Genomic DNA, 24157 nt, shown 5'->3' with positions numbered 1-24157 from the left:
GCCGATGACCGCCCTGCTCCTGCTGCCCCTCCTGCTGCCCTGCGCCCTGCCGGTGCTGGCCCGGCGCGCCCTCGCCCGGCTGGCCCCGGCCGCCGCGCTGTGGGCCGTCACGGGCTGCGCGGTGCTCCTCGCCGGCTGCTCGGTGGCCGCGCTCGGCGCCTTCGTGCTGATCGGGCTGCTCAGGCTGCCCCTGTTCGCCGCGTTCGGCGAGTTCATCCACCCGCTGCACACGGCCTCCGCCCTGATCGTGGTGCCGGCCGCCGCCACCTCGGTCGGTGTCCTCGCCGTCTGCTGCTGGACCCTCGTCCGCTCGGTGCTGCGCCAGAGCCGGGCCTTCCGTATCGCCCGCACCGAGGCCGGGCGGCGGCCCGCCGCCGGTGATCTGTGTGTGGTGGACTCGCCCCGCCCCGACGCCTACGCGCTGCCCGGCCGCCCGCACCGCATCGTCGTCACCACGGCGATGCTGCGCAGCCTGGACGGGCCCGAGCGGGAGGCGCTGTTCGCGCACGAGCGGGCGCACAACGAGGGCGGCCACCACTACTTCCTCGCCGCCGCCGAACTCGCCGCGCACTGCCATCCCGCGTTGCGGCCGGTCCGTACGACCATCCGGCTGGCCGTCGAGCGGGTCGCCGACGAGGCCGCCGCCGCGCGGGTGGGGGACCGGCGGCTGACCGCGCGGGCCATCGCCCGTGCGGCCCTCGCCGGGCACGCACCACGGGGCCGGTGCCGCAGCGGGTGCAGGCCCTGCTGGGCACGCCCACCGGGCCCCGCGCGGGCCGGGCCGTCGCCGCGCTGCTCATCGCCTGCACCGCCCTGTCCGGGACGACCGCGGCGGCCGGGCTGGTGGACTTCCACCACCGGGTGGAGGTGGCACAGGGCGAGGAAGCGCCCTGACCCGGCGGCGCGGACGCCGGATGCGGCAAGCGGGGGGGGAGGGGGGTGACGGGGCATGCCGGGTGCGCCCCGGCCCGGTAAGCCGAGGGTGCCCCGACGTGGCAGCCGAGGGCGTCCCGATGCGGCAGGTCGAGGGTGCCCCGACGCGGTGATGCGGGTGTCCGGTGCGGCATGCCGAGGGTGCCTTGACGTCGCAAGCGAGTGCGCCCCGGTCCGGTAGGCCGAGGGTGCCCTGATGTGGCAGGTCGAGGGCGTCCCGACGCGGTGATGCGGGCGACTGGTGCGGCAACCGGGAGTGCCCCGGTTCGCCAATGGGGGCGTCTGGCGCGGCATGCCGGGTGCGCCTCGGCGCGGTAAGTCGAGGTGCTCTGGCCTGGCAAGCGAGTGCGCCCCGGTGCGGTGATGCGGGGGCCCGGTGCGGTGGCCGGGGGCGGCCTGGCGCAGGGGTGCGAGCGCCGGGTGTGGCGAGCCGGGGGTGCCCCGGGGCGGTGCTGTGGGCGCCGGATGCGGCATGCCGAGGGAACTCCGATGCGGCGGCGCGGGCGACTGGCGCGGCAACCAGGGTGGCCCGGTGCGGCAATGCGGACGTCCGGTCGGCAACCGGGGGCGCCCTGACGCGGCGGCGCGGGCGACTGGCGCGGCAAGCCGGGGGAGCCCCCGCGCGGCAACTGGGGCGACCGGCGGGGTAACCGGGGCGTCAGGGTGCGGCAATGGGGGCGACCGGCGTGGTAACCGGGGGCGTCAGGGTGCGGTGATGCGGGCGATTGGCCTGGCAACCGGGGGCGTCCTGGCGTGGCAACGCGGGCGGCCCGGTGTGGCAACGCGGGCGTTCGGTGCGGCAGCTGGGGGAGCCCTGACGCGGCGGTGCGGGCGCAGGACGCGGCAAGCCGAGGACGCCCCGACGCGGCAATGCGGGCGGTCCGACGCGGCATGTCGAGGGAGCCCCCGCGCGGCAGCTGAGGACGCCCTCGCGCGGCAGGCCCGAGGACGCCTCGGCGTGGTAACCGGGGGCGTCAGGGTGCGGCAATGGGGGGCGACCGGCGTGGTAACCGGGGGCGTCAAGGTGCGGTGATGCGGGCGATTGGCCTGGCACCCGAGGGCGTCCTGGCGTGGCAACGCGGGCGGCCCGGTGTGGCAACGCGGGCGTTCGGTGCGGCAGCTGGGGGAGCCCTGACGCGGCGGTGCGGGCGCAGGACGCGGCAAGCCGAGGACGCCCCGACGCGGCAATGCGGGCGGTCCGACGCGGCATGTCGAGGGAGCCCCCGCGCGGCAACTGAGGACGCCCCCGCGGCAACTGAGGACGCCCCCCGCTGCAACTGAGGACGCCCCCGCGCGGCAAGCCCGAGGACGCCCCGGTGGCGCGGCAAGCCCGAGGACGCCCCCGCGCGGCAAGCCCGAGAGCACCCCGGTGCCAAACCCGTGGAGCCCCTCGCGCGGAACCCTCTCCGTGGCCTTTGGCGGCCTCGTCCCGCCACTCGCCCGACGTCTGCGCGACGCGCGTAGACAACTCCCCGGCAACGCGCGTAGACAAGGATCTGGTTTTACGTATAACCTCACCGGCTAACCAACCCCGTCGGCACCGTCGGCCGTCTGATCGACCCCGGTACAACCCCTGCTGAGGAACGCCCTGCCATGACCGCCCCCCGCATCGACACCGACACCCTCCGCCGCCTCCCCAAGGCCGTGCTGCACGATCACCTGGACGGCGGCCTGCGCCCCGCCACCCTCGTGGAGCTGGCCGCCGAGGTCGGGCACCAGCTGCCCACCACGGACCCGGACGAGCTGGCCGCCTGGTACGTCGAGGCCGCCAACTCCGGTGACCTGGTGCGCTACATCGCCACCTTCGAGCACACCCTCGCCGTGATGCAGACCCGCGAGGGCCTGCTGCGCACCGCCGAGGAGTACGTCCTGGACCTCGCCGCCGACGGCGTGGTGTACGGCGAGGTGCGCTACGCCCCCGAGCTGAACACCCGCGGCGGGCTGAGCCTCGCCGAGGTCGTGGAGAGCGTGCAGGAGGGCCTGGCCGCCGGTATGGCGAAGGCCGCCGCCGCGGGCACCCCGGTGCGCGTCGGCACCCTGCTGTGCGGGATGCGGATGTTCGACCGCGTCGCCGAGGCCGCCGACCTGGCCGTGGCCTACCGGGACGCCGGAGTCGTCGGCTTCGACATCGCCGGTGCCGAGGACGGCTTCCCGCCCGCCGACCACCTGGCCGCCTTCGAGCACCTGCGCCGCGAGAGCGTGCCCTTCACCATCCACGCCGGTGAGGCGTACGGCCTGCCGAGCATCCACCAGGCGGTCCAGGTGTGCGGCGCCCAGCGCATCGGGCACGGCGTGCGGCTGACCGAGGACATCGTGGACGGCAAGCTCGGCCGGCTCGCCTCCTGGGTGCGGGACCGCCGTATCGCCCTGGAGATGTGCCCCACCTCCAACCTCCAGACCGGCTGCGCCACCTCGATCGCCGAGCACCCGATCACCACGATGAAGGACCTCGGCTTCCGCGTCACCCTGAACACCGACAACCGGCTGGTGTCGGGCACCACGATGACCCGGGAGATGGCGCTGCTGGTCGAGGAGGCCGGCTGGGGCGTCGAGGACCTGCGCACCGTCACGGTGAACGCCCTCAAGAGCGCGTTCATCCCGTTCGACGAGCGCAAGGCCCTCATCGAGGACGTGGTCCTGCCCGGCTACGCCGCCGCGCTCTGAACCAGCCCCTTGAGGTAGGCGGCCTGTCCGATGTGCTGAAGATCGTCGGACAGGACGCTCACCAGGCGGGCGCCGAGCGTGACCGGCGGGTCCCAGCGCTCGTCCACGATGCCTTCGAGATCCTTGGCGGCCACTGACCGCAGCGCGCCCAGCGTCCGCTCGTGCACCGCGTCGTAGTACCCGGTCAGCAGGTCGGCGCTCGCCACCCGCACCTTCGCGACCTTGGCCGGGGTGTGCCCGTAGCCGGTGTCGGCGCGCGGCAGATCGAGGCCGAACCGCTTCTCCCAGCCCTCGGAGAGCCACACCTGGTCGAGTCCGAAGGCGTCGGCGATGTGGTCGTCCTGCACCCGGGTGAGATGCCAGACCAGCCACGCGATGGTGTTGGCGCCCGGGGCCGGGCCGCGGTGCAGCTCGTCCGGTCCGAGGCCGTCGAGGGTGTCGTGGACTTCTTCCTGGATGCGGCCGTAGCCGTCGATGAGGATGTCCTTGGCATGCATACCGTCCACCATCACAGACGGACGGCGCGGTCGCGTCCGCAATTCAGGGCGACCGGTACGGCGCCAGGCCCTCCGACTCCAGCAATGCCACCAGAGCGCGGGCCGCGGGGCTGGTGGAGTGCTCGTGCGGCAGCAGGGCCACCGTCTCGTACGCGGCCTCGCCCGTCCCCTTGAGCGGCAGCGCGGTCAGCGTGGGCCGCTTGTGCCTGAAGTGCCGGGGTACGACCGCGATGCCCAGGTTCTCGTCCACCAGATCCAGCAGCGTGTGGACGTCGTTGACCTCCAGCGCGACCGTGCGCCGTACCCCCGCCGCGGCGAAGGCGGCGTCGGTGGCGCGGCGCGGGCCCCAGTCCGGGTGGAAGTCGACGAAGACCTCACCGGCGAGGTCGTCCGGGCCCAGCAGGGCCTCGGTCGCGGCGAGCCGGTGCCGGGGGTGGCACAGCACGGTCATCGGCTCGCTGGTCAGCGACACCGAGCGCAGCTGGTCGCCGTCCGCCCGGGTGCGGTACGCGAAGGCCAGGTCGAGGCGCCCCGCCGCGACCTCCTCCGCCAGCCCGCCCGAGCCCGCCTGGCGCAGCCGGATCTCCACGTCCGGGTGCGCGCCCCGGAACGCCGCCAGCAGCCGGGCCACATGCACCCCGGCGATGCACTGCTCGGTGCCCAGCGCCAGCGTGCCGCGCAGCACGCCCTGCACCGCCGCGACCGCCTCGTGCGCCGCGCGCACCTGCGCGAGGATCCGCTCGGCCTCCACCAGCAGTGCCCGTCCCGCCTCCGTCAGCGTCACCCGCCGGGTGGTGCGCACGAACAGCGGCGCCCGCAGCTCCCGTTCCAGCGCCCGGATGGACGCGGACAGGCCCGACTGGGACACCATCAGCCGCTCGGCGGCCCGGGTGAAGTGCTGGTCCTCGGCGACCGCGACGAAGTGCTGGAGATGGCGCAGTTCCATGATTGAGCAGCCTAACCGCTCAATTCCATCCGATTCTCCCATTGGACCGCCGGTCGCCGCCCGGGGAATCCTGGACCGGAAGATCCGTGTCCACCCCCTGGAGTCGCGTTGTACACCGCATCCCCCGACCGCTACGCCGAGATGCCCTACCGGCGCACCGCACGCAGCGGCCTCAAGCTCCCCGCGCTGTCGCTCGGCCTGTGGCACAACTTCGGACCCGACCGCCCCGCGGAGACCCAGCGGGAAATCCTGCGCCGCGCCCTCGACCTCGGTGTCACCCACTTCGACCTGGCCAACAACTACGGCCCGCCGCCCGGCGCCGCCGAGTCCGCGCTCGGCGCCGCCCTCGCCGCGGACCTCGCGCCCTACCGCGACGAACTGGTCATCTCCACCAAGGCCGGCTACCTCATGTGGCCAGGCCCGTACGGCGAATGGGGCTCGCGCAAGTACCTGCTCGCCTCGCTCGACCAGAGCCTTGCGCGGATGGGCCTGGAGTACGTCGACATCTTCTACTCGCACCGCCCCGACCCGGACACTCCGCTGGAGGAGACGATGGGCGCCCTGCACACGGCGGTCCAGCAGGGCAAGGCGCTCTACGTCGGCGTCTCCAACTACTCCGCCGAGCAGACCCGGGAGGCCGCCCGGATCCTCGCCGACCTCGGCACCCCGCTCCTCATCCACCAGCCGCGCTACTCGATGCTCGACCGGCGTCCCGAGGACGAGGGCCTGCTCGACGCCCTGGACGACCTGGGGGTCGGCTCCATCGTCTACTCCCCGCTGGAGCAGGGCCTGCTCACCGGCCGCTATCTGGAGGGCGTCCCGGAGGGCTCCCGCGCCGCCGGTGACAGCCCCTTCCTCAAGCCCGAGGCGGTCACCGAGGACCTCGTCGGACGGCTGCGCGCGCTCCAGGAGATCGCCGGGTCCCGCGGCCAGAGCCTCGCCCAGCTGGCCCTCGCCTGGGTGCTGCGCGGCGGCAGGGTCACCTCCGCCCTGGTCGGCGCGAGCAGCGCACGCCAGCTGGAGGACAGCGTCGGCGCCCTGCGCAACCTGGACTTCGACGCGGAGGAACTGAAGCGGATCGACGCGATCGTACGGCCGTAGCACCGCGACCCCTCGCGCCGACCCCCGCACGCGGCCCGGCCTCCGCCCCACCCGGGGCGGGGAAGCCGGGCCGCGTGCCGTCACGCACCCTCGGGGAGCCGGTCCAGGAACCCCATCACCTGGCGAATGCGGCCCTCGCCGTCCAGGGTGACGACGTCGAACCCGGCGACCGGCGCCGAGCCGTCGGCCTCGTTCACCAGCTCCCAGCCGAAGCGCACGACGTCGTGGTGCCCGTCCACCGTGCCGAGCGGGCGGAAGGCGAACCCCGGGAACTGCTCGTGGGCCGCGGCGATCACGGCCGCCACACCCTCGTGCCCCCGGACGTCGGCGAGCGGGTCGGTGTAGGAGCCGTCCTCGGCCCAGGCGGCGGCGACCGCCTTGCGCAGCGCCGCCGGCTCGGTGGCGTTCCAGGCCTCGAAGTAACGCGCGGCGGCGGTCTCGTAGCGTTCGGTGTTCACGGACATGGCGAATCAGCCTCCATCGGAGTCGTCTGTGCTGGTCGGGCCCCGGATCGGGGTTTCGCCGACCCGGTGGAACCACCATGCCCGAGGGGTGCCCGAGGGGTCGATTACCTCCGGGGTCATGCCCGCGGTGCCCCGTGGGACCCCATCATTTCGACCAAAAAGGGTGGGGAATATGCCAACAGAGTGGCCGGAAAGTCGTGGTGACAGCGTTTCGGCCGTGGCGATACTCGAACATCGAGGGGCACTTCACCGCACGGAGCCGCACGGAGAGCGAGGTCCGCCCGGCACACCCGGACGAGGCGACGGGGAGTGATACGTGCACGACGAATTCCTGTGCCATGTCACGGCATACGGGGTGTGCGGCGGCCGGCGGATCGGCGTACCGCTCGGCACCTACCGTGCGCCGACCCTGGCACTGGCTCTGTGGTGGCTGCGCGACCGCGCGTCCTGGATCGCCGAGCGGCTCGACCCCAGTCCGGAGGCCGCCCCCTTTCCGGCGGGGGCGCTGGTGCCGGTCGCGGAGACGGTCGCCGACGTACCCGCGCTGCTGCGCGCCTGGTGCGCCGACGACGGCCGGCAGGAACGGGTGGCCGAGGAGTTGGCGGAGGGGCGGCTGGTACGGATCGCCGCGAACGACGACACCACCGAGTACGAACTGCTCGCCGAGTCCGTCGACGCCCTACGGATGCAGCGCACCGTCCCCGCGCTCGTGGTGCCCATCGGGTGACCGCCGCCCGCGGCGCACCGCCGGGGCGAGCAGCGCGCCGAGGAACCCGGCGACCAGCCCCCACAGCGCGCCCAGGCCCACCGCCCCCCAGGTCCGCGGCCGCAGCAGCAGCTCCCCGGACAGCCCGCCGCCCAGGTCGCCGATGCCGAGCAGGGACAGCCCGTAGTGCGCGGAGATCCGGCACAGCAGGCAGATCGCGAGGACGGTGAAGGCGAGCGCGACGGCGAGGCGCAGGGCGTGCAGCCACGGCGGGGTGCGGGGCGGTGCGCGCAGGGCCGCCCGGACGGCGACCCCGAGCAGCAGCACTCCGGCCGCCACCGGCAGCCAGGCCATCCGGCCGTCGTACTCCGTCAGCGTGCGCAGATCGACCTCCGAGACGTCGGGGGTGCGCAGCAGCACGTCCAGGATGTGCGGGACCGGCAGCCCGAACGGGCCGTCCACCCGGCCGTTCCAGGTCGCGCCGAGGCCGACGGTCAGCGCGGGCCAGACCAGGTTGGGCAGGCCGAGCAGGATCAGCGCGAAGGTCGTCCGCACCTGCCCCCGTGCGGCCATCGTGACGAGCGCGACCACGAGGCCCACGGCGACCGCGGCCAGCAGCAGCTCCACCATCGCGCGGCAGACGGGACGCGCCCGCCGGCGCCACCGCTCCGGCCGCCCCGGCAGCGGCACCCGGCGCGCCACCAGCAGCGCCACCACCAGCACCCCGGCCAGCCACAGCAGCGCGAACAGCACGGTCGGCGGCACGTCCGCCGCGAACCCGATCCGCGGCTCCGCCTCGAACAGCGAGGTCAGATCGTTCAGCGTGCCGCTGCCCACGTCCACCGCGAACGTCTCCCGGGCCGCGAAGGCGAGCCCGGTCAGCGCGAGCAGCCACAGCACGACGATCCGCGCGGCCCACCGGGCCAGCTCCCCGGGCGTGGCGACCGTCCGGTGCCGCAGCGGGCGCAGAAAGCCCGCGCCGACCACCAGGGCACCGGCCAGCGCCACCGACAGGGGGAGTACGGTGATCCCGGCCTCGGTCCTGGCCAGGGCGCCCGCGTCACCAACGAGCCGGATGCTGCCGCCGACCGCCGTCACCACGGTCGCCGCCAGCACCCGGGGGAACGCGCCGTCCGGCAGTCCCGCCGCACCCGCCGCCCACAGCCCGGCCGCGGCCACCAGCACCATCACCGCGAGTCCGGTCAGCACCACGGCCAGCGCCTGGGGCCAGCCGGACCGGGCGGCGGGCCGCGCGGAGACGGTCGGGGGGCTCACGCCTGCCACGCTAAGCAGCGGCCGGGCACCCCGCCCGCCGGGTGGTCCGTCCGCGCCGCGGCCCGGCCGGGGCCGTGACGCTCGCCACGGTGAGCGGTCGGCGAACGCCTGGACTGCGATGCGCGGCTCGGGGTAAGAGGACTGGTGCGAATACGGCCGAACGGACCGGGCCCGTGGCCCGCGAGAGAGACAGCATGACCGAGCATCTGGGCGGGGCAGTGATACCGACCGGTTTCGACGTACCCGTCGAGCCGCTGAGACGCGCGACGCATTTCACCGGCGAACCCGGCTGCATCGCCGAGGCACGGGCCTTCGCGGCCCAGTTCCTGGAACAGCTGCGCACCGAGTGGTGCGCCGACATCGACCGCGGCGCCGACGGGGAGCTGCTCCTGCTGGTGAGCGAGCTGGTCACCAACGCCGACCGGCACAGCGACGGCCCCTACATCCTGGAGCTGGAGGGCACCGACGCCACCGTCACGGTGTCCGTCTGCGACAGCAGTACGGCGCTGCCCCAGCTCTTCCCGAAGAACCCGCAGCGCATCGGGCGGCACGGCCTGGAGATCGTGCACGCGCTCGCCACCGAGGTCGCCGTCGAGCGGGTCCCGGTCGGCAAGCGGGTGATCGCCCGCTTCGCGCTGCGGCGCTGAACGCCCGGACCGTCTCGGTGCCGGGCGTTCAGCGTGCGTTCAGCGGGTGCGGGAAACCCTCTTGCTTCGATCGCCTCGCGGCTCAGGCGCAGCCCAGCTCGCCCAGCATCCCCTGCCGCAGCCGGGTGATGATCCGCTTGATCAGCCGTGAGACATGCATCTGGGAGCAGCCGAGCTGTTCCCCGATCTCCGCCTGGGTGGCCTCCTCCACGAACCGCAGATGGATGATCTGCCGGTCCCGCTCGCTCAGCTCCGCCATCAGCGGCGCCAGCGCGTGGAAGTCCTCCACCAGACGCAGCCCCTCCTCCTCCACCCCGATGAAGTCGGCGAGCACCGCCTCGCCGTCCTCGGGGCCGTCACCCGTGAGGGCCGCGTCCAGCGAGGAGGAGTTGTAGCCGTTGGCGGCGAGCTGCCCCTCCAGCACCTGCTCCTCGGAGAGGTTCATCAAGGTGGCCAGCTCGGCGACCGTGGGGTCCCGGTCGAGTCGGCTGGACAGCTCCTCGCGCGCCTTGGCCAGCTCCACCCGCAGCTCCTGGAGCCGCCGCGGGACGTGCACCGCCCAGGTGGTGTCGCGGAAGAACCGCTTGATCTCACCGACGATGTACGGCAGCGCGAAGGAGGTGAACTCCACCTCCCGGGACAGCTCGAACCGGTCGATGGCCTTGATCAGCCCGATCATGCCGGTCTGGACGATGTCCTCCATGTCGTCGCCGCGGCCCCGGAAACGGCCGGCCGCGAACCGCACGAGCGACATGTTCATCTCGATAAGGGTGTTGCGAGCGTACTGGTACTCGTGGGTCCCCTCCTCCAGCTCGGTCAGCCGGCGGAAGAACTGGCGGGACAGCTGACGCGCGTCCCGCGGGGCCACGGACGTGGGGTCTGCGATGCCGGGCAGTGCCCCCGTGTCCGTCCCGTCCTGCTCGGTCCTCTCGACGACCAGTGTCTGCGACCGCATGCCGGCGGTATCCATTACCTCTCCCACGAAAGTCACGGTTCGACGTCTGCCCTTTTCGGCCTCTGCGCTGTTGTGTCCTCGGCGCGTACCCCGGATCCGGCAGATCATTCCTACCGGCGGAGTCGCTCACGGCGCGGGTACCCCCGGTGACTCGGTGCATGCTCATCTTGTACAGCACTGGCTGGAAACCGCCGTTCCGGTCGGGCCGGCACGGCCGAGCGGCCTTCCCCCGGCCGTGCGATATTTCCCCGTAGCCACCGGAAGAACGCCCCGCACGCCCCCGGCCGGCGGGGCAGGCGGCACCGATGAGTTTTCGGCCGTGGGCCGGTCTGCATCCCGACCGTGTTTCCCCCATCCAGGAGGTGCTCATGACCACCGACGGTTTCACCACATGCCTCTGGTTCGACGGCCAGGCGGAGGAGGCCGCGCACTACTACGTGTCGATCTTCAAGAACTCCCGCGTGGAACGCGTCGGCCGCCACACCGACGCGGGACCCGGCCCGGCGGGCTCCGTGCTGGCCGTCGAGTTCACGGCCAACGGCCAGCGGTTCATGGCGCTCAACGGCGGCCCCCAGTTCACCTTCAACGAGTCGGTCTCCTTCCAGATCTTCTGCTCCGATCAGCAGGAGATCGACCACTACTGGAACCGGCTCACCGAGAACGGCGGCGAGGGCGGCCCGTGCAGCTGGCTCAAGGACAAGTACGGAGTGTCCTGGCAGGTCGTCTACGACCGGCTGCTCGACCTGTTGAACGACCCGGACCCGGAGAAGTCCGCCCGGGTGGCCCGCGCCATGATGAGCATGGGCAAGCTGGACGTCGCCGCCCTGGAGAAGGCGTACGCGGGGGACTGACACGGGGGACCGGACACCGGACTCACCCGGCCTCGGTGAGGATCCCGGCGATCACATGCCGGGAGTTCTCCGCCAGGGCCGGACCGGTGTCCCAGGAGTACGGCAGCGACCGCCCGGGGTGCCCAGGGAGCCGTACCACCGGCTCGGGGCCCAGCGCCGGAACATGGCGTTCTCGGTGCCGCAGGAGGCGATCCTCGGTGTGTCCACAGCGGCCGTCCGAGCGCGCCGACGCCCCGGCTGCCGAGGGGATTTCAGCGCCCCGGCACCAGCACCGCGGCGCCGTCGAAGCGGCCCGCCTTCAGATCGCGCAGCGCGTCGGGGGCCCGGTCGAGCGGATAGGGGTGGGTGGTCGCGCGGACGCCGTAGCGGGCCGCCAGGGTGAGGAACTCCCGCCCGTCCGCACGGGTGTTGGCGGTGACGCTGCGCAACTCCTTCTCGTAGAACAGGTCCGTCTCATAGCGCAGCGGCGGCACGTCGCTGAGGTGGATGCCCGCCACCGCCAGCACCCCGCCCCGGTCCAGGGCGCGCAGCGCGACCGGCACCAGATCGCCGACCGGCGCGAAGAGGATCGCCGCGTCCAGCGGCTCCGGCGGCTTCTCGTCCAGGTCCCGCGCGGAGGCCGCGCCCAGCTCCAGGGCGAGCCGCCGCGAGACCTCGTCCCGGGTGATCACATGCACCGTGGCGCCCTCGGCGAGCGCGACCTGCGCGCACAGATGGGCGCTGCCCCCGAAGCCGTACAGGCCGAGGCGCCCGCCCCGCGGCAGCGCGGAGCGGCGCAGCGCGCGGAAGCCGATGATCCCGGCGCACAGCAGCGGCGCCGCCGACACATCGTCCAGCGCCTCGGGCAGCCGGTAGGCGAAGGCGGCCGGCACGGTCGTGTACTCGGCGTAGCCGCCGTCCGCGTCCCAGCCGGTGTACCGGGAGCGCGGGCACAGATTCTCGGCGCCCCGCGCGCAGTAGGCGCACACCCCGTCGGTGCGGCGCAGCCAGGCCACGCCCACCCGGTCGCCCGGCGCGAAGCCGAACACCTGGGAGCCGAGGCCCGCCACCTCGCCGACCACCTCGTGCCCGGGCGTCACCCCGGCCCGGCGCACCGGCAGCTCGCCCTCGGTGACATGCAGATCGGTCCGGCACACCCCGCACGCCCGCACCCGTACCAGCAGCTCGTCCGGACCGGGGGCGGGCACCGGCCGCTCCACCAGCTCCAGCGGCGCGCCCTCGACCGGTCCAGGGGTCACCACCGACCACGCCCGCATCGTCATCTCCCGAGCCCTTCCGCAGACGGCCCCCGTCCAGTGTCCGACAGCGCCCCGCTCGGCGCGCGGCCCGGCCGGGGGCTGGCTAGCGTGAGCAGGCGGGGGCCCCGACGACTCCAGGAGGGCGGCGAGCATGGCCGTACAACCCGAGGGAACGCCCTGCTGGGCCGATGCGATGTTCACCGACCTGGAGAGCGCCAAGAAGTTCTACGGCGAGGTCCTCGGCTGGACCTTCGGCGACTCCACGGCGCGGTACGGCCACTACACGCAGGCGTCCGCCGACGGCAAGGCCGTCGCCGCCGTCGTCCCGCCCATGCCCGGCCAGGAGGGCCAGTCGCGGTGGTGCCTGTACCTCGCCTCGCCGGACGCCGCCGCCACGGCCGAGAAGGTGCGGCGGCACGGCGGTGACGTACTGATGGAGCCGATGCGGGTCGGCGACTTCGGCACCATGTGCCTGGCCCGCGAGCCCAGCGGGGCCGTGTTCGGGGTGTGGCAGGCGGGCACCCACGAGGGCTTCGAGGCGACGGCGGTGCCCGGCGCCTACTGCTGGGCCGAGGTGTTCACCCGCGAACCCGAGAAGACGGACGCGTTCTTCCGCGCGGTCTTCCCGTACCGCACCAAGGACATCGTGGACGACGCGGTGGACTTCCGGATGTTCGCCGTCGGCGAGGACACCGTGCTCGGGCGGATGCGGATGACCGAGGACTTCCCGCCCGAGGTGCCCTCGTACCTCAATGTCTACTTCACCGTCGCCGACTGCGACGCGGCCGTCGCCGCGGCGACCCGGCTCGGTGGCATCGTCCGCTTCGGGCCGATGAGCAGCCCCTTCGGCCGGTTCGCGACGCTCAGCGACCCCCAGGGCGCCGACTTCTCGGTGATCGACATCACGACCACCGAGGGTGAGCTGCCCCGGATCGAGGACGCCTGAGCGAGGGCCGCACCGGGCTCGGTCGGGGCACCGGCGCCGTCATGGGATGATCGTGCGCATGCGTGAACGAGTGGTGGCCGCGTGCGACGGGGCTTCGAAGGGAAACCCCGGACCGGCCGGATGGGCGTGGGTGGTCTCGGACGACGACGAGCGGACGCCCGCTCGCTGGGCGGCGGGCCCGCTCGGCCGGGCCACCAACAACGTCGCCGAACTCACCGCCCTGGAGCGGCTGTTGAGTTCCGTCGACCCCGCCGTGGAGCTGGAGATCCGGATGGACTCCCAGTACGCGATGAAGGCCGTCACCACCTGGCTGCCCGGCTGGAAGCGCAACGGCTGGAAGACGTCCGGCGGCAAGCCGGTCGCCAACCAGGAGCTGGTGGTCAGCATCGACGCGCTCCTGGAGGGCCGCTCGGTGGAGTTCCGCTACGTCCCGGCCCACCAGGTCGACGGCGACCCGCTCAACGACTTCGCCGACCGCGCGGCCAGCCAGGCCGCCGTCGTACAGGAACCGGCGGGCAGCGAGCTGGACTCGCCGGTGCCGCCGCCCTCGCCCGACACGCCCAAGTCGGGCGCCCCGCGCAAGAAGACGGCCCGCCGCACCGGGGGCGCGTCCTCCTCGTCCGCCTCGTCGCGCACCATCAAGGCGAAGTTCCCCGGGCGCTGCCTGTGCGGCCGCTCCTACGCGGCGGGCGAGTCCATCGCCAAGAACGCGCAGGGCTGGGGCCACCCCGAGTGCCGCACGGCCGAGGCCTGAGCGGGCCGCCACCCGATCGACCCGCCCTGCCGGCCGACCCGGCGCTCCCGTGGGAGCGTGCGCCGGGTGACAGACTGTCGCCATGGACGAACGTGTAATCGACAGGTCGGGTCAGTGGGCGTCGGCGATCGGGCTCGGCACCTGGCAGCTGGGCGCGGACTGGGGCGATGTGACCGACAAGGACGCGCTGGCCGTCCTGGAGGCCGCCGCCGAGTCCGGGGTCACCTTCTTCGACACCGCCGACGTCTACGGCGACGGGCGCAGCGAGCGGACCATCGCCGCCTTCCTGAGCGGCCGCCCCGATCTGCAGGTGCTGGTGGCCACCAAGATGGGCCGCCGCGTCGACCAGCTCCCCGAGAACTACGTCCTCGACAACTTCCGCGCCTGGAACGACCGTTCGCGGCGCAACCTCGGCGTCGACCGGATCGACCTGGTGCAGCTGCACTGCCCGCCCACCCCCGTCTACTCCACCGACGCGGTGTACGACGCGCTGGACACCCTGGTCGAGGAGGAGCGCGTCGCCGCCTACGGCGTGAGCGTGGAGACCTGCGCCGAGGCGCTGGCCGCGATCGCCCGGCCGAACGTGGCCAGTGTGCAGATCATCCTCAACCCGTTCCGGATGAAGCCGCTGCGCGAGGTGCTGCCCGCCGCCCGCGCGGCCGGTGTCGGCGTCATCGCCCGGGTGCCGCTCGCCTCCGGACTGCTGTCCGGCAAGTACACCAAGGACACCGTCTTCGCCGCGAACGACCACCGCACCTTCAACCGGCACGGCGAGGCGTTCGACCAGGGCGAGACCTTCTCCGGCGTCGACTACGAGACCGGCGTGGAGGCGGCCGCCGAGTTCGCGGCGCTCGCCCCCGAGGGCTACACCCCGGCCCAGCTGGCACTGCGCTGGATCATCGAGCAGGACGGCGTCACCACGGTCATCCCCGGCGCCCGCGACCCCGAGCAGGCCCGCGCCAACGCGGCCGCCGCGAAGCTGCCCCCGCTGCCGCCCGAGACGTTCACCGCGATCCGGGACCTGTACGAGCGGCGGATCGCGGAGCGGGTCGAGCACCGCTGGTAGCCGCGCGGACGCGCACCGTTTGAAGGCGCGGCCGGGCGGTTACCTGGATCGCATGACCGAGGACGACCGCCGCAGGGGGCGCGACGAGACCGAGGAGGAGCGGGCCGACCGGATGTGGGGTGAACTCATCCAGGAGGTCCGCGTCGCCCAGACGGGCGTGCAGATCCTGTTCGGCTTCCTGCTGACCGTCGTCTTCTACCCCAAGTACACCCAACTGCCCGACACCGACCAGCACATCTACATCGTCACCGTGGTGCTCGGCGCCTGTACCACCGGCGCCCTCATCGGACCGGTCTCGCTGCACCGCCTGGTCTCCGGGCGCCGGGTCAAGCCCCGGGCGGTACGGCTCGCCGCCCGGCTCACCTTCCTCGGTCTGGTGCTGCTGCTGGCCACCATGACCTCGGCCCTGCTGCTCATCCTGCGGGTGGCCACGCACGACAGCTATGTGCCCTGGCTGGTCGCGGGCGTCGTCGCCTGGTACCTCGTGTGCTGGTTCGGCCTCCCGCTGTGGGCCAGGCGCCGGCACACCGTCGGCCCGGAAAACGAGTGACGGCCCGGCGGGCGGGGCGCGTAGGGTCCCGCCATGCCCGCCACGCCCGAGCTGCAACCGCTGCGCCCCGACCACGCCCCCGCGCTGCTCGCCTTCGAGCGGGAGAACCGGGCGTACTTCGCCGCGTCCGTGCCCGACCGGGGCGACGCCTACTTCGCCGCCTTCGCCGAGCGGCACCGGGCGCTGCTCGCCGAACAGGAGGCGGGCGTCTGCCGCTTCCACGTCCTGGCCGGACCGGACGGGGAGATCCTCGGCCGGATCAACCTCGTGGACGTGGCGGACGGCGGCGCCGACCTCGGCTACCGGATCGCCGAGCGCGCCACTGGCCGGGGCCTGGCGACCTGGGCCGTACGGCAGTTGTGCGCACGGGCGGCGGACGTCTACGGGCTGACCTTCCTGACGGCCGCGAGCCGGGTGGAGAACCTGGCCTCACGGGCCGTGCTGGCGCGCACCGGATTCACCGTGACCGGTGAGACCCGGCTGTCCGGCCTGCCGGGCCTCACCTACCGCCGCTCGCTGACGGCAGCCCCCTGACGGCCCCGCTCACCCCGTGGCGAGGATGTCCGCCAACAGCTCGTCCACGGGGACCCGTTCGCGGCCCGGCGGCACGATCTCCCGGGTCTCGCGCAGGAACACGGCCACGGCCGGCGCCCAGGCGTACACCACCGCGCGCTGCCGTCCGCCGTCCGGGCGCGGCTCGCCGAGGAACTCCAGGCGCAGTTCGTGCCACATCCCGGTGTCGGCGGGCCGCAGCCGTACGTCACCGATGCCGACCGGCCGGTTCAGTCCCTCGGCGAGCATCTCCCGGTCCAGGCGCCACTGGGCCAGCACATGGCCGTCATGGGCGAAGACGACGGTGACGGCGAACGGGTCGTCGGCGTCGTAGCCGAGATGGGCGAGGACCGGGAAGCGGCCGGTGCCGGGGGCGTGGAGCTGCACCACCAGGGTCTTGTGCACGAAGGTGTTCACGCTGGGAACCTCCCGGGACGATCGGCGTATGAGGCCCAGGTACCCCGTTCGCCCCGGTCGAGCCCCCGTCAGCCGAACGCCTCCCGCAGCGCGGGCAGCAGGGTCTTCGCCGACCAGTGCAGGAACTCGGGCTGGGTGTCGCCGCCGATCTGCACCAGGGCGACCTCATCGAACCCCGCCCGCGCGTACGGCCGTACGGCCTCCACGAAGGCGTCCGGGTCGTCGCCGCACGGAATGGCGGCGGCCACGTCCTCGGGGGTGACGAACTGCGTCGCGGACTCGAAGGAGTCGGGGTGGGGCAGCTCGGCGTTCACCTTCCAGCCGAGGCCGAACCAGCGGAACTGGGCGTGGGCCCGCTTGACGGCCGTGTCCCGGTCGGGGTCGTAGCTCACCGGCAGCTGGCCGACGCGGGGCTTGCCGCGGCCGCCGTGGCGGTCGAACGCCGAGAGCAGCTCGGGCTTCGGCTCGGTCGCGATCACCAGGTCGCCGAGCCGCCCGGCGAGTCGGCAGGACTGCTCGCCGGAGACCGCGATGCCGATCGGCGGGGGCTGCTCCGGCAGGTCCCACAGCTTGGCCGACTCCACCTGGTAGTGCCGGCCGTGGCGGGTGACGTGCCCGCCCTCGAACAGCGCGCGGATGACGTCCACGGCCTCTTCCAGCATCTCGTGGCGCACATCCACCGGGGGCCAACCGCCGCCCACCACATGCTCGTTCAGATTCTCACCGGCGCCGAGCCCGAGCCGGAAGCGGCCGTCGGACAGCAGCTGCACGGTCGCCGCCTGCTGTGCCACGACGGCCGGGTGATAGCGCCGGATGGGGCAGGTCACGTAGGTCATCAGCGGAATCCGCGAGGTGGCCTGCGCGGCGGCGCCCAGCACGCTCCACGCGGAGGAGGAGTGCCCCTGCGCACGCAGCCACGGAAAGTAGTGGTCCGAGATCACCGAGAAGTCGAACCCCACCTCCTCGGCCCCCACCACATGCTCCACCAGCTCCCGGGGCCCGGCCTGCTCGGTCATCATCGTGTATCCGATTCGCACCATAGGTGCCGAGTCCCCGGCCTGCCGTCCATGAAAACGGCGGGGCCCGCCGAAGCCCGAAGGCCCGGGGCCGACGGGCCCGCCACCCCCTACTCCAGCCCGAACCGCTCCGCCCAGCCCGTCACCTCCGCCAGGGTGGTATTGCCGCCGCACACCACGAGGCCCAGACGGGCGCCGGGGCCGACGCGGGAGAGGATCTCGCGGGCGGCCGGGAGCAGGCAGCCCGCGGCGGGTTCCGCCCAGAGTTTGCCGTGGGTGGCGAGGTCCAGGCAGCCCCGGACGGCCTCGCGGTCGGGGACCACCAGCACGTCCTCGACCAGCTCGGCGGCGTGCTCGTAGGTCAGCCGGGACACCGTGGGCGCGCTGAGGGTGGTGACCAGGGAGGACAGCGGGACCGGCACCGGGCCGCCCGCGCTCAGCGCGGCCGACATCGCCTCGGCGCCCGCCGTCTCCACGCCCCACACCCGCACCCCGGGCCGCCGCTCCCGCAGCGCCGCCGCGATGCCCGAGATCAGCCCGCCCCCGCCGATGCTGACGACGACGTCCGTCAGGTCACCGGCGGCGTCCTCGGCCAGTTCGAGGCCGACCGTGCCCTGCCCGGCGATCACGGCCGGGTCGTCGAACGGGTGGACCAGTGTCAGCCCCTCGTCCGCGAGCCGCATCCCCAGCTCGAAGGCGCCGTCCATGCCGTCGGTCAGCCGCAGCGACGCCCCGGCCTCCTCGGCGAGCGCGAGCGAACGCGCGGGCGCGGTACGGGACATCACCACGGTCGCCTTCACATCCAGGGCCGCCGCCATCACCGCGAGCGCGATCCCGTGGTTGCCGCCGCTGACCGCGACCACGCCCGCCGCCCGTTCCGCCTCGCTCAGCGACAGCAGCTTCGCCGCCGCCCCGCGCGCCTTGAACGAGCCGGTGCGCTGGAGCAGTTCGAGCTTGGCGGTGACCGGGACGCCGAGCAGCGCGCCGAGTCCGGGGCTCGGCACGGTCGGCGTGCGCACCACATGCGGGGCGATCAGCTCGGCCGCGGCTTCGATCTCGGAGATGCCGATCACGGTGGGCCACCCTTTCCGTTCAGTGCTGCTGCGGCTTGTGCTGGGTCAGCTCGCTCGGGCGTACGACGACCACGCCCTCGCCCCGGAGCATCAGCTGTACGGCCTCGCCGGAGCCGCCGCGCAGCATCGACCCTATCGACTGCGAGCGGTGCAGCGAGGTCTCCAGCGCCTCGCTCCAGCCGACCACCGCGTCCGTGTCGACGTACACCGGCCGCTCCGCCGAGACCGGGATGACCAGCGGGCTGCCCTCGCAGACCAGACCGAGCCGACCGCTGCCGCTGAACACGCTGTTGAACAGGCCGCCCGCGGTGATGCCCGAGCCCTTGACGGTCCGGATCTCGTACGACAGCGAGGGGTCGAAGCACAGCACATGCCGGCCGCCCACGGTGAACCGGTCGCCGGGCTCCAGCTCCACGACGAAGCAGTTCCGCGCCTCGTGCGCGAGCCAGACCTCGCCCCGCCCGCGCACCGCCATCAGGGGCAGCCCCTCCCCGGTGACCGCGCGCTTGAGCATGCCCCCGACGCCCTGCCCCTTGCGCTCGAACCGCAGGTCGCCGCGGTGGGCGACCATCGCGCCCTGCCGGGCGTACATCTCGCCGTCCACCGCGTACCGCAGGCACTTGGCGTTCTCCACGGACATCCCGGGTTCGGTGGCCGCCCGCACCATGTGCCGACCGGAAAACAGATCACCCTTCATACGGGCATCCTGACCCGAGGGCACGCCTTCTGCCAAGATCGGGACGCCCCGGGCCTACTCCTTGCCCGCCGCCGGGGGCCACCGCTTGCCCTGCTTGCCGCAGAACGCCGAATCCAGCGCCCCCGCGAGGGTGTTGAGCACCTTGCCGTTGTTGGACGTGGTGGCGACGGCCGTCATGCTCCGGCCGCCGTCCTTCGTCGCGAACGCGTACGTGTAGTAGCCCTGCACCGTCCCCGTGTGCCCGTACACCGAGATCCCGCACGACAGATCGCGGCGCCGCAGCCCGAGCCCGTACGCGGTGGTGGCGTTGACCCGGTTCATCCTCTCCATCTCGGCGAGCCGCGCCGCCGACATCAGCTTCCCGCCGAGCAGCGCGCTGTAGAAGGTGTTCAGGTCCCGCGCGCTGGAGATGATCGCGCCCGCGCTCTGCGCCCACGACACCGTCTGCTCGGTGGCGTCCACCAGCGGATCGCCCGCCTTGTCGGGGGTGAGGTAGCCGTGCGCGTGGGCGCCGGGGATCGCGGTGTCGGGGTGCACGTAGAACGTGTCCTTGAGCTTGAGCGGCCCGAAGATCCGGTTCTGGTACTCGGTCCGCACGGAGTGCCCGGTGATCTTCTCGATGAGCATGCCGGCGACCACGAAGTTGGTGTTCGAGTACGAGTACGCCGCGCCGGGGGCGTTGGTGCGGGGGTGCTTCAGGGACAGCGCCACCAACTCCCGGTAGGTGAACACCTTGTCGCGGACCGCCTCGAACCCCGGGACGCTGTCGGCGAACATGTCGTTCGTGAAGTCGTACAGCCCGCTGCGGTGGCCGAGCACCTGGCGCACCGTGATCTTGCCGTCCGGCAGCAGCTCCGGCAGATAGCGGTTCACCGGCGCGTCCAGCTCCAGCCGGTGCTCGTCGACGAGTTGCAGCAGGACGACCGCCGAGAAGGACTTGGTGACGCTGCCGACGCGGAACCGGTCCCCGGCGTCCATGGCCCGCCGGGTGCCGCGGTCGGCGTACCCGTACGTCGTCCGGTACATCGTGCCGTGGTCGTCGACCCGGGCCAGCGCGCCCGGCGCGCCCTGGGCCACCGCCGACCGCAGCACCGCGGTCAGACCCGCCGTGTCGGGCGCCGAAAGCCCGTCCGCCGCGGCCGACTTCACCGCCGGTACCGCGAGCAGCGACAGCGCGACCGCTCCGAGGACCGCGCCCCTGCTCACCGTGGCTGACACCATCGGGCATCCACTCCCATCCGTATGACTGTCGATGCGACATCGGTCACATTCCGGCCTGGGAACCTAGGGGATCGAGGTCACGTCTCCACAGCCGACACACAGTTGGTCATGAGGCGATCACTCTCTGGCGCTCATTTGCAAAGGATTGCCATAGAAGTTCGCGAAATGGATCATTCCCGGTTTACGTGCACATGACTGATCCGTAAGGGTGAGCCTTCGGGGCCCGACCAGCCCCTTGGCGCCGAAACGCGCCATGTCACCGGGCGGTTGACGAGCGCCGCCCGCCACAGAAGGAACCCTGATCAGATTGCGTAAACCGCACATACGCTCCGTGGCGGTCGCGGTCGCGGTGGCGACCGCCGCCACGGGCCTGGCCGGTACGGCCTTCGCGGGCCCCGCGACGGGGGAGGCGCGCTCCGTCGCGTCCGTCACCGACTCCGCCGCCGTGGTGACCGCGGCCCGCACCGCGGCCTTCGCGCACGCGTCCGCGACCGGTGTCACCACGGGCGACGAACTCCGGGCCCAGGACGTCATGCTGGACCCCGAGGGCGCCCGGCACGTCCGCTTCGAGCGCACCCACAACGGCATGCCGGTGCTCGGCGGCGACCTCGTGGTCCACCTCGACCACAAGCTCGCCTACACGGGCGTGACCCGCGCCGCCGACCAGGCCGTCAAGCCGGCCGCCGCCACCAAGGCCAAGCTGACCGCGGGTCAGGCCGCCGCCAAGGCCGCCCAGGCGGCCAAGGGCGAGGCCGGCACCGCCCAGCTCGTCGTGGACGCCCGCGACGGCGCCTCCGCGCTCGCCTACCAAGTGACCGTGACCGACCAGGACGGCACCAACACCGTCGTGGTCGACGCCGTCACCGGCAAGGTGCGCAGCAACACGCCCGACAGCGACCAGTTCCTGTCGCCGAAGCTCGTCAAGAGCCTCCAGAAGAGCGGCGTGACGGCCACCCCGTCCACGGGTGACGCGCGTGCCGCCGCCCTGGGCCGCGCCGACGCCCCCACCGGTGCCAAGACGGCCTTCCCGTCCGCCGCGAACGGCACGGGCAAGACCCTCTACGACGGCAGCGTCGGTCTCACCACCACGCAGACCTCGCGCGGCCACTACCAGCTCGCCGACCCGAGCCGGTACGGCACCGAGGTGCGCGACGCCAAGGGCAAGAGCACGGAGAGCTTCGGCGCCGGTACGAAGTTCACCGGCACCAGCAACGTCTGGGGCAACGGCGCGACCTCCAACCGCGCCAGCGCCGCCGCCGACGCCCAGTACGGCATCACCAAGACGCTGGACTTCTACAAGAAGACCTTCGGCCGCAAGGGCATCGCCGACAACGGCAAGGCCGCCCACGGCCTGGTGCACTGGGGCGACAAGGTCGCCAACGCCTTCTGGGACCCGACCTGCAATTGCATGCTCTACGGCGACGGTGACGGCCAGACCTTCAAGAAGCCGCTGGTCGTCCTCGACGTCACCGGTCACGAGCTGACCCACGGCGTGGTGGACTCGACCGCCAAGCTGGAGCCGACCTACGTCGACGCCAAGGGCAACCAGTACGGCGAGCCGGGCGCGCTCAACGAGTCGCTGGCGGACATCTTCGGCTCCAACGTCGAGTTCTACGCCAACAACAAGCAGGACACGCCCGACTACCTGATCGGCGAGAAGCTGGGCCTCGCGCAGAAGTTCCTGCGCCGCCTGGACCACCCCTCGCTGGACAAGCTCGAGGGCACGATCGACTACTGGACGCCGGACACCTACTACACCGAGGTGCACGCCGGTTCCGGTGTCTCGTCGCACGCCTACTACCTCCTCGCGGAGGGCAGCGGCAAGAAGACGATCAACGGCGTGGCGTACAACTCGCCGACGTACGACAAGTCCACGGTGAAGGGCATCGGCCGTACCAAGGCCACCGCCATCTTCTACCGTGCGCTGACCCGCTACATGGTGTCCACGACCGACTTCCACGGCGCGCGCCTCGCGACGCTCCAGGCGGCCAAGGACCTGTACGGCGCGAACAGCACCGAGTACAAGACGGTGAACCAGGCGTGGGGGGCGGTCAACGTGACCGTCGCGAACACGCCGGCCGCCAAGCACTGACGGCCTCGCGCACGACCGGATGCCCCGCCTCGCGCGGGGCATCCGCATGTCCGGGCCCGTGCGGGGCAACCGGACCTCCCGACGCCGCCGGAATCATGGACGGTGGCCGAGCCGACGAGGGAGGGGAGCCGATGACCGCCCACCGAGGTGCGGACCCGGGGCCGCGGCGGGACCATGTGCTGCGTGGGACACGCGGGTACGGCCCCGGGGCTCCGGCCGGGTTCCGACGGGCCGGGCGGCTCGTGAACGGCCGGTTCGGGCGCGGTTGCCGCCTTGCCGCCGCCCTGCTGACGCTGGCCGCCTGCCAGGCCGGGCCCGTCCGCGCCGTCCTGCATCCGCCCGGCGCCCCGGGCCGGCCCTCCGGCGTGCTGACCTGGGCGGCGAGCGCCGAACGCATGGGCGCGGGGGTCGCGGGCGCGCAGTACCGGATGATCGTGCACACCAGCGTCGGCGGCGGCGCGGCGCGGATCCGCTTCACCAACGCCTTCGGTGACCGCCCGCTGACCCTCGACCATGTCTACGCGGGCCTGCGCGCCCGGGGCGCCGCCCTGCGCCCCGGCGGCAACCACGCCCTGACCTTCGGCGGCGCCCACCGCGTCACCGTCCCCGCCGGTTCCGTGGCCTGGAGCGATCCGCTGCCCGGCCGGGTGCCCGCCGGTGCCGACCTCGCGGTGAGCCTGCGCACCCCGGCGGCCGGGGGCCCGGCCAGCGGCCATGAGCTGGCGCTGCAGACGTCGTACACGGGGCTGGGCGGCGACCTCACCGCCGAGGACGGCGGTGCCCGCTGGACGCGGACCACCGGCGCCTGGTGGTACGTCGACGCCGTCGCCGTACGCCCCGACCGCCCGGCCACCGGCGCCGTGGCCGCGCTCGGCGACTCCCTCACCGACGGCCGGCAGTCCACCGCCGACCGCAACCGCCGCTGGCCCGACTACCTGGCCCGGCGCCTGCACACGGCCCATGGCGCCCTCCAGGGCGTGGCCGACGAGGGCATATCCGGCGACAAGCTGCTCGCGGACGGCACCGGGGACGGCGCCGGGCAGAGCATCCTGCACCGCCTGGACCGGGATGTGCTGTCCCAGCCCGGGGTGCGCACCGTCGTCCTCTTCGCGGGCGTCAACGACCTCAAGGCGCACACCGGCGTCACGGCGGCCGAACTGATCGCCGGATACCGGCGGTTGGCGCACCGGGCGCACGCGGCCCGTCTGTGCGTGGTGGCCGCCACCATCAGCCCGTTCAAGGGCTGGCCGGAGTGGGACCGCGCCGCGGAGGCCGTACGCCGCGAGGTCAACCACTATCTGCGCGGCCGCGGGGAGTTCGACGCCGTCGCCGACTTCGACCGCACCCTGCGCGACCCCCGTGACCCCGAGCGCCTGCGGCCGGGCTACGACGGCGGCGACCATCTGCACCCCGGTGACCGGGGCATGCGGGCCCTCGCCGACAGCCTCGACCTGAAGCGGCTCGACTGCGCGCGCTGAGGCTCGGGCGCCGGGGCC

General features: G+C 73.2%; 23 protein-coding genes and 1 pseudogene. 13 read left to right on the top strand and 11 right to left on the bottom strand.

The features are described 5' to 3' along the window. Positions 1–4 precede the first annotated feature (4 nt). Together ACLF5H_RS28975 and ACLF5H_RS28970 are read left to right on the top strand one after the other, a co-directional pair. Positions 5–894: pseudogene (locus ACLF5H_RS28975) on the top strand (M56 family metallopeptidase). A 1632-nt stretch (positions 895–2526) separates the two neighbouring features. Further along, entirely contained in the window at positions 2527–3597 is a 1071-nt protein-coding gene (locus ACLF5H_RS28970; protein ID WP_421678940.1) for an adenosine deaminase, read from the top strand. Here the strand turns inward: ACLF5H_RS28970 and ACLF5H_RS28965 are convergent. Beyond that, positions 3579–4094 carry a mycothiol transferase gene (locus tag ACLF5H_RS28965; protein WP_421678939.1) on the bottom strand — a complete coding sequence of 172 codons (516 nt, stop codon included), beginning with the start codon at positions 4092–4094 and terminating at the stop codon, positions 3579–3581. The two genes, ACLF5H_RS28970 and ACLF5H_RS28965, sit on opposite strands and share 19 nt — an antisense overlap. A 43-nt stretch (positions 4095–4137) precedes the next feature. Then, positions 4138–5040, bottom strand: a complete 903-nt coding sequence (locus ACLF5H_RS28960; protein ID WP_421678938.1) for a LysR family transcriptional regulator — start codon at positions 5038–5040, stop codon at positions 4138–4140. A 108-nt stretch (positions 5041–5148) separates the two neighbouring features. On the opposite strand from ACLF5H_RS28960, the gene mgrA reads away from it, so the two are divergent. After that, entirely contained in the window at positions 5149–6141 is a 993-nt protein-coding gene (gene mgrA, locus ACLF5H_RS28955; RefSeq protein ID WP_421678937.1) for an L-glyceraldehyde 3-phosphate reductase, read from the top strand. A gap of 80 nt (positions 6142–6221) precedes the next feature. Here the strand turns inward: mgrA and ACLF5H_RS28950 are convergent, their stop codons facing one another. Beyond that, the gene (locus ACLF5H_RS28950; RefSeq protein WP_421678936.1) at positions 6222–6605 is read right to left on the bottom strand and encodes a nuclear transport factor 2 family protein; all 384 of its coding nucleotides are present in this window, start codon (positions 6603–6605) and stop codon (positions 6222–6224) included. Positions 6606–6921: 316 nt separating this feature from the next. On the opposite strand from ACLF5H_RS28950, the gene ACLF5H_RS28945 reads away from it, so the two are divergent. Continuing rightward, positions 6922–7332 carry a hypothetical protein gene (locus ACLF5H_RS28945; protein ID WP_421678935.1) on the top strand — a complete coding sequence of 137 codons (411 nt, stop codon included), beginning with the start codon at positions 6922–6924 and terminating at the stop codon, positions 7330–7332. Here ACLF5H_RS28945 and ACLF5H_RS28940 read toward each other — a convergent pair. Continuing rightward, the gene (locus ACLF5H_RS28940; protein WP_421678934.1) at positions 7285–8586 is read right to left on the bottom strand and encodes a streptophobe family protein; all 1302 of its coding nucleotides are present in this window, start codon (positions 8584–8586) and stop codon (positions 7285–7287) included. The genes ACLF5H_RS28945 and ACLF5H_RS28940 overlap by 48 nt on opposite strands. Before the next feature lie 194 nt (positions 8587–8780). On the opposite strand from ACLF5H_RS28940, the gene ACLF5H_RS28935 reads away from it, so the two are divergent. After that, the gene (locus ACLF5H_RS28935) at positions 8781–9233 is read left to right on the top strand and encodes an ATP-binding protein (protein WP_421678933.1); all 453 of its coding nucleotides are present in this window, start codon (positions 8781–8783) and stop codon (positions 9231–9233) included. Between the two features lie 82 nt (positions 9234–9315). Here the strand turns inward: ACLF5H_RS28935 and ACLF5H_RS28930 are convergent, their stop codons facing one another. Beyond that, positions 9316–10203 (bottom strand): RNA polymerase sigma factor SigF, encoded by an 888-nt coding sequence (locus ACLF5H_RS28930; protein ID WP_421678932.1) that lies wholly within the window; start codon positions 10201–10203, stop codon positions 9316–9318. 353 nt (positions 10204–10556) lie between these two features. Between ACLF5H_RS28930 and ACLF5H_RS28925 the strand changes: the two genes are divergently transcribed. Beyond that, positions 10557–11039, top strand: a complete 483-nt coding sequence (locus ACLF5H_RS28925) for a VOC family protein (RefSeq protein WP_421678931.1) — start codon at positions 10557–10559, stop codon at positions 11037–11039. Between the two features lie 251 nt (positions 11040–11290). Here ACLF5H_RS28925 and ACLF5H_RS28920 read toward each other — a convergent pair whose 3' ends face one another. Then, the gene (locus ACLF5H_RS28920; RefSeq protein ID WP_421679150.1) at positions 11291–12295 is read right to left on the bottom strand and encodes a zinc-binding alcohol dehydrogenase family protein; all 1005 of its coding nucleotides are present in this window, start codon (positions 12293–12295) and stop codon (positions 11291–11293) included. A gap of 133 nt (positions 12296–12428) precedes the next feature. Between ACLF5H_RS28920 and ACLF5H_RS28915 the strand changes: the two genes are divergently transcribed. The 5 genes from ACLF5H_RS28915 to ACLF5H_RS28895 all read left to right on the top strand — a co-directional run bounded on the left by ACLF5H_RS28915 (position 12429) and on the right by ACLF5H_RS28895 (position 16127). Next, on the top strand, positions 12429–13223 hold the full coding sequence (locus tag ACLF5H_RS28915; RefSeq protein ID WP_421678930.1) for a VOC family protein: 795 nt from the start codon (positions 12429–12431) through the stop codon (positions 13221–13223). A 46-nt stretch (positions 13224–13269) separates the two neighbouring features. Next, the gene (locus ACLF5H_RS28910) at positions 13270–13977 is read left to right on the top strand and encodes a ribonuclease H family protein (protein WP_421678929.1); all 708 of its coding nucleotides are present in this window, start codon (positions 13270–13272) and stop codon (positions 13975–13977) included. 82 nt (positions 13978–14059) lie between these two features. Continuing rightward, positions 14060–15043 carry an aldo/keto reductase gene (locus ACLF5H_RS28905; protein WP_421678928.1) on the top strand — a complete coding sequence of 328 codons (984 nt, stop codon included), beginning with the start codon at positions 14060–14062 and terminating at the stop codon, positions 15041–15043. Positions 15044–15095: 52 nt separating this feature from the next. Further along, positions 15096–15593, top strand: a complete 498-nt coding sequence (locus tag ACLF5H_RS28900; RefSeq protein ID WP_421678927.1) for a DUF6328 family protein — start codon at positions 15096–15098, stop codon at positions 15591–15593. Between the two features lie 33 nt (positions 15594–15626). After that, complete coding sequence (locus tag ACLF5H_RS28895; RefSeq protein ID WP_421678926.1) at positions 15627–16127, top strand: GNAT family N-acetyltransferase; 501 nt, start codon at positions 15627–15629, stop codon at positions 16125–16127. Between the two features lie 9 nt (positions 16128–16136). Here the strand turns inward: ACLF5H_RS28895 and ACLF5H_RS28890 are convergent, their stop codons facing one another. The 5 genes from ACLF5H_RS28890 to ACLF5H_RS28870 form a co-directional block, all read right to left on the bottom strand. After that, the gene (locus ACLF5H_RS28890) at positions 16137–16562 is read right to left on the bottom strand and encodes an SsgA family sporulation/cell division regulator (RefSeq protein WP_421678925.1); all 426 of its coding nucleotides are present in this window, start codon (positions 16560–16562) and stop codon (positions 16137–16139) included. Between the two features lie 68 nt (positions 16563–16630). Continuing rightward, a complete protein-coding gene (locus ACLF5H_RS28885; protein ID WP_421678924.1) occupies positions 16631–17602 on the bottom strand; it encodes an LLM class F420-dependent oxidoreductase in 972 nt (323 codons plus the stop codon). Between the two features lie 86 nt (positions 17603–17688). Next, a complete protein-coding gene (locus ACLF5H_RS28880) occupies positions 17689–18651 on the bottom strand; it encodes a threonine/serine dehydratase (RefSeq protein WP_421678923.1) in 963 nt (320 codons plus the stop codon). A 19-nt stretch (positions 18652–18670) separates the two neighbouring features. Further along, positions 18671–19348: an AIM24 family protein gene (locus tag ACLF5H_RS28875; RefSeq protein ID WP_421678922.1), complete on the bottom strand. Its 678-nt coding sequence runs from the start codon at positions 19346–19348 to the stop codon at positions 18671–18673. 54 nt (positions 19349–19402) lie between these two features. Then, positions 19403–20569: a serine hydrolase domain-containing protein gene (locus ACLF5H_RS28870; RefSeq protein ID WP_421678921.1), complete on the bottom strand. Its 1167-nt coding sequence runs from the start codon at positions 20567–20569 to the stop codon at positions 19403–19405. A 331-nt stretch (positions 20570–20900) separates the two neighbouring features. On the opposite strand from ACLF5H_RS28870, the gene ACLF5H_RS28865 reads away from it, so the two are divergent. Both ACLF5H_RS28865 and ACLF5H_RS28860 read left to right on the top strand, forming a co-directional pair. Then, entirely contained in the window at positions 20901–22661 is a 1761-nt protein-coding gene (locus ACLF5H_RS28865) for a M4 family metallopeptidase (RefSeq protein WP_421678920.1), read from the top strand. Positions 22662–22903: 242 nt separating this feature from the next. Then, positions 22904–24139, top strand: a complete 1236-nt coding sequence (locus ACLF5H_RS28860; protein ID WP_421679149.1) for an SGNH/GDSL hydrolase family protein — start codon at positions 22904–22906, stop codon at positions 24137–24139. Positions 24140–24157: the final 18 nt, after the last annotated feature.

This window comes from Streptomyces sp. LaBMicrA B280 (assembly GCF_049222185.1).
Lineage (GTDB): Bacteria > Actinomycetota > Actinomycetes > Streptomycetales > Streptomycetaceae > Streptomyces > Streptomyces murinus.
Note: the sequence above shows the minus strand (reverse complement) of the source record. Positions and strands in the feature narration are given on the sequence as shown.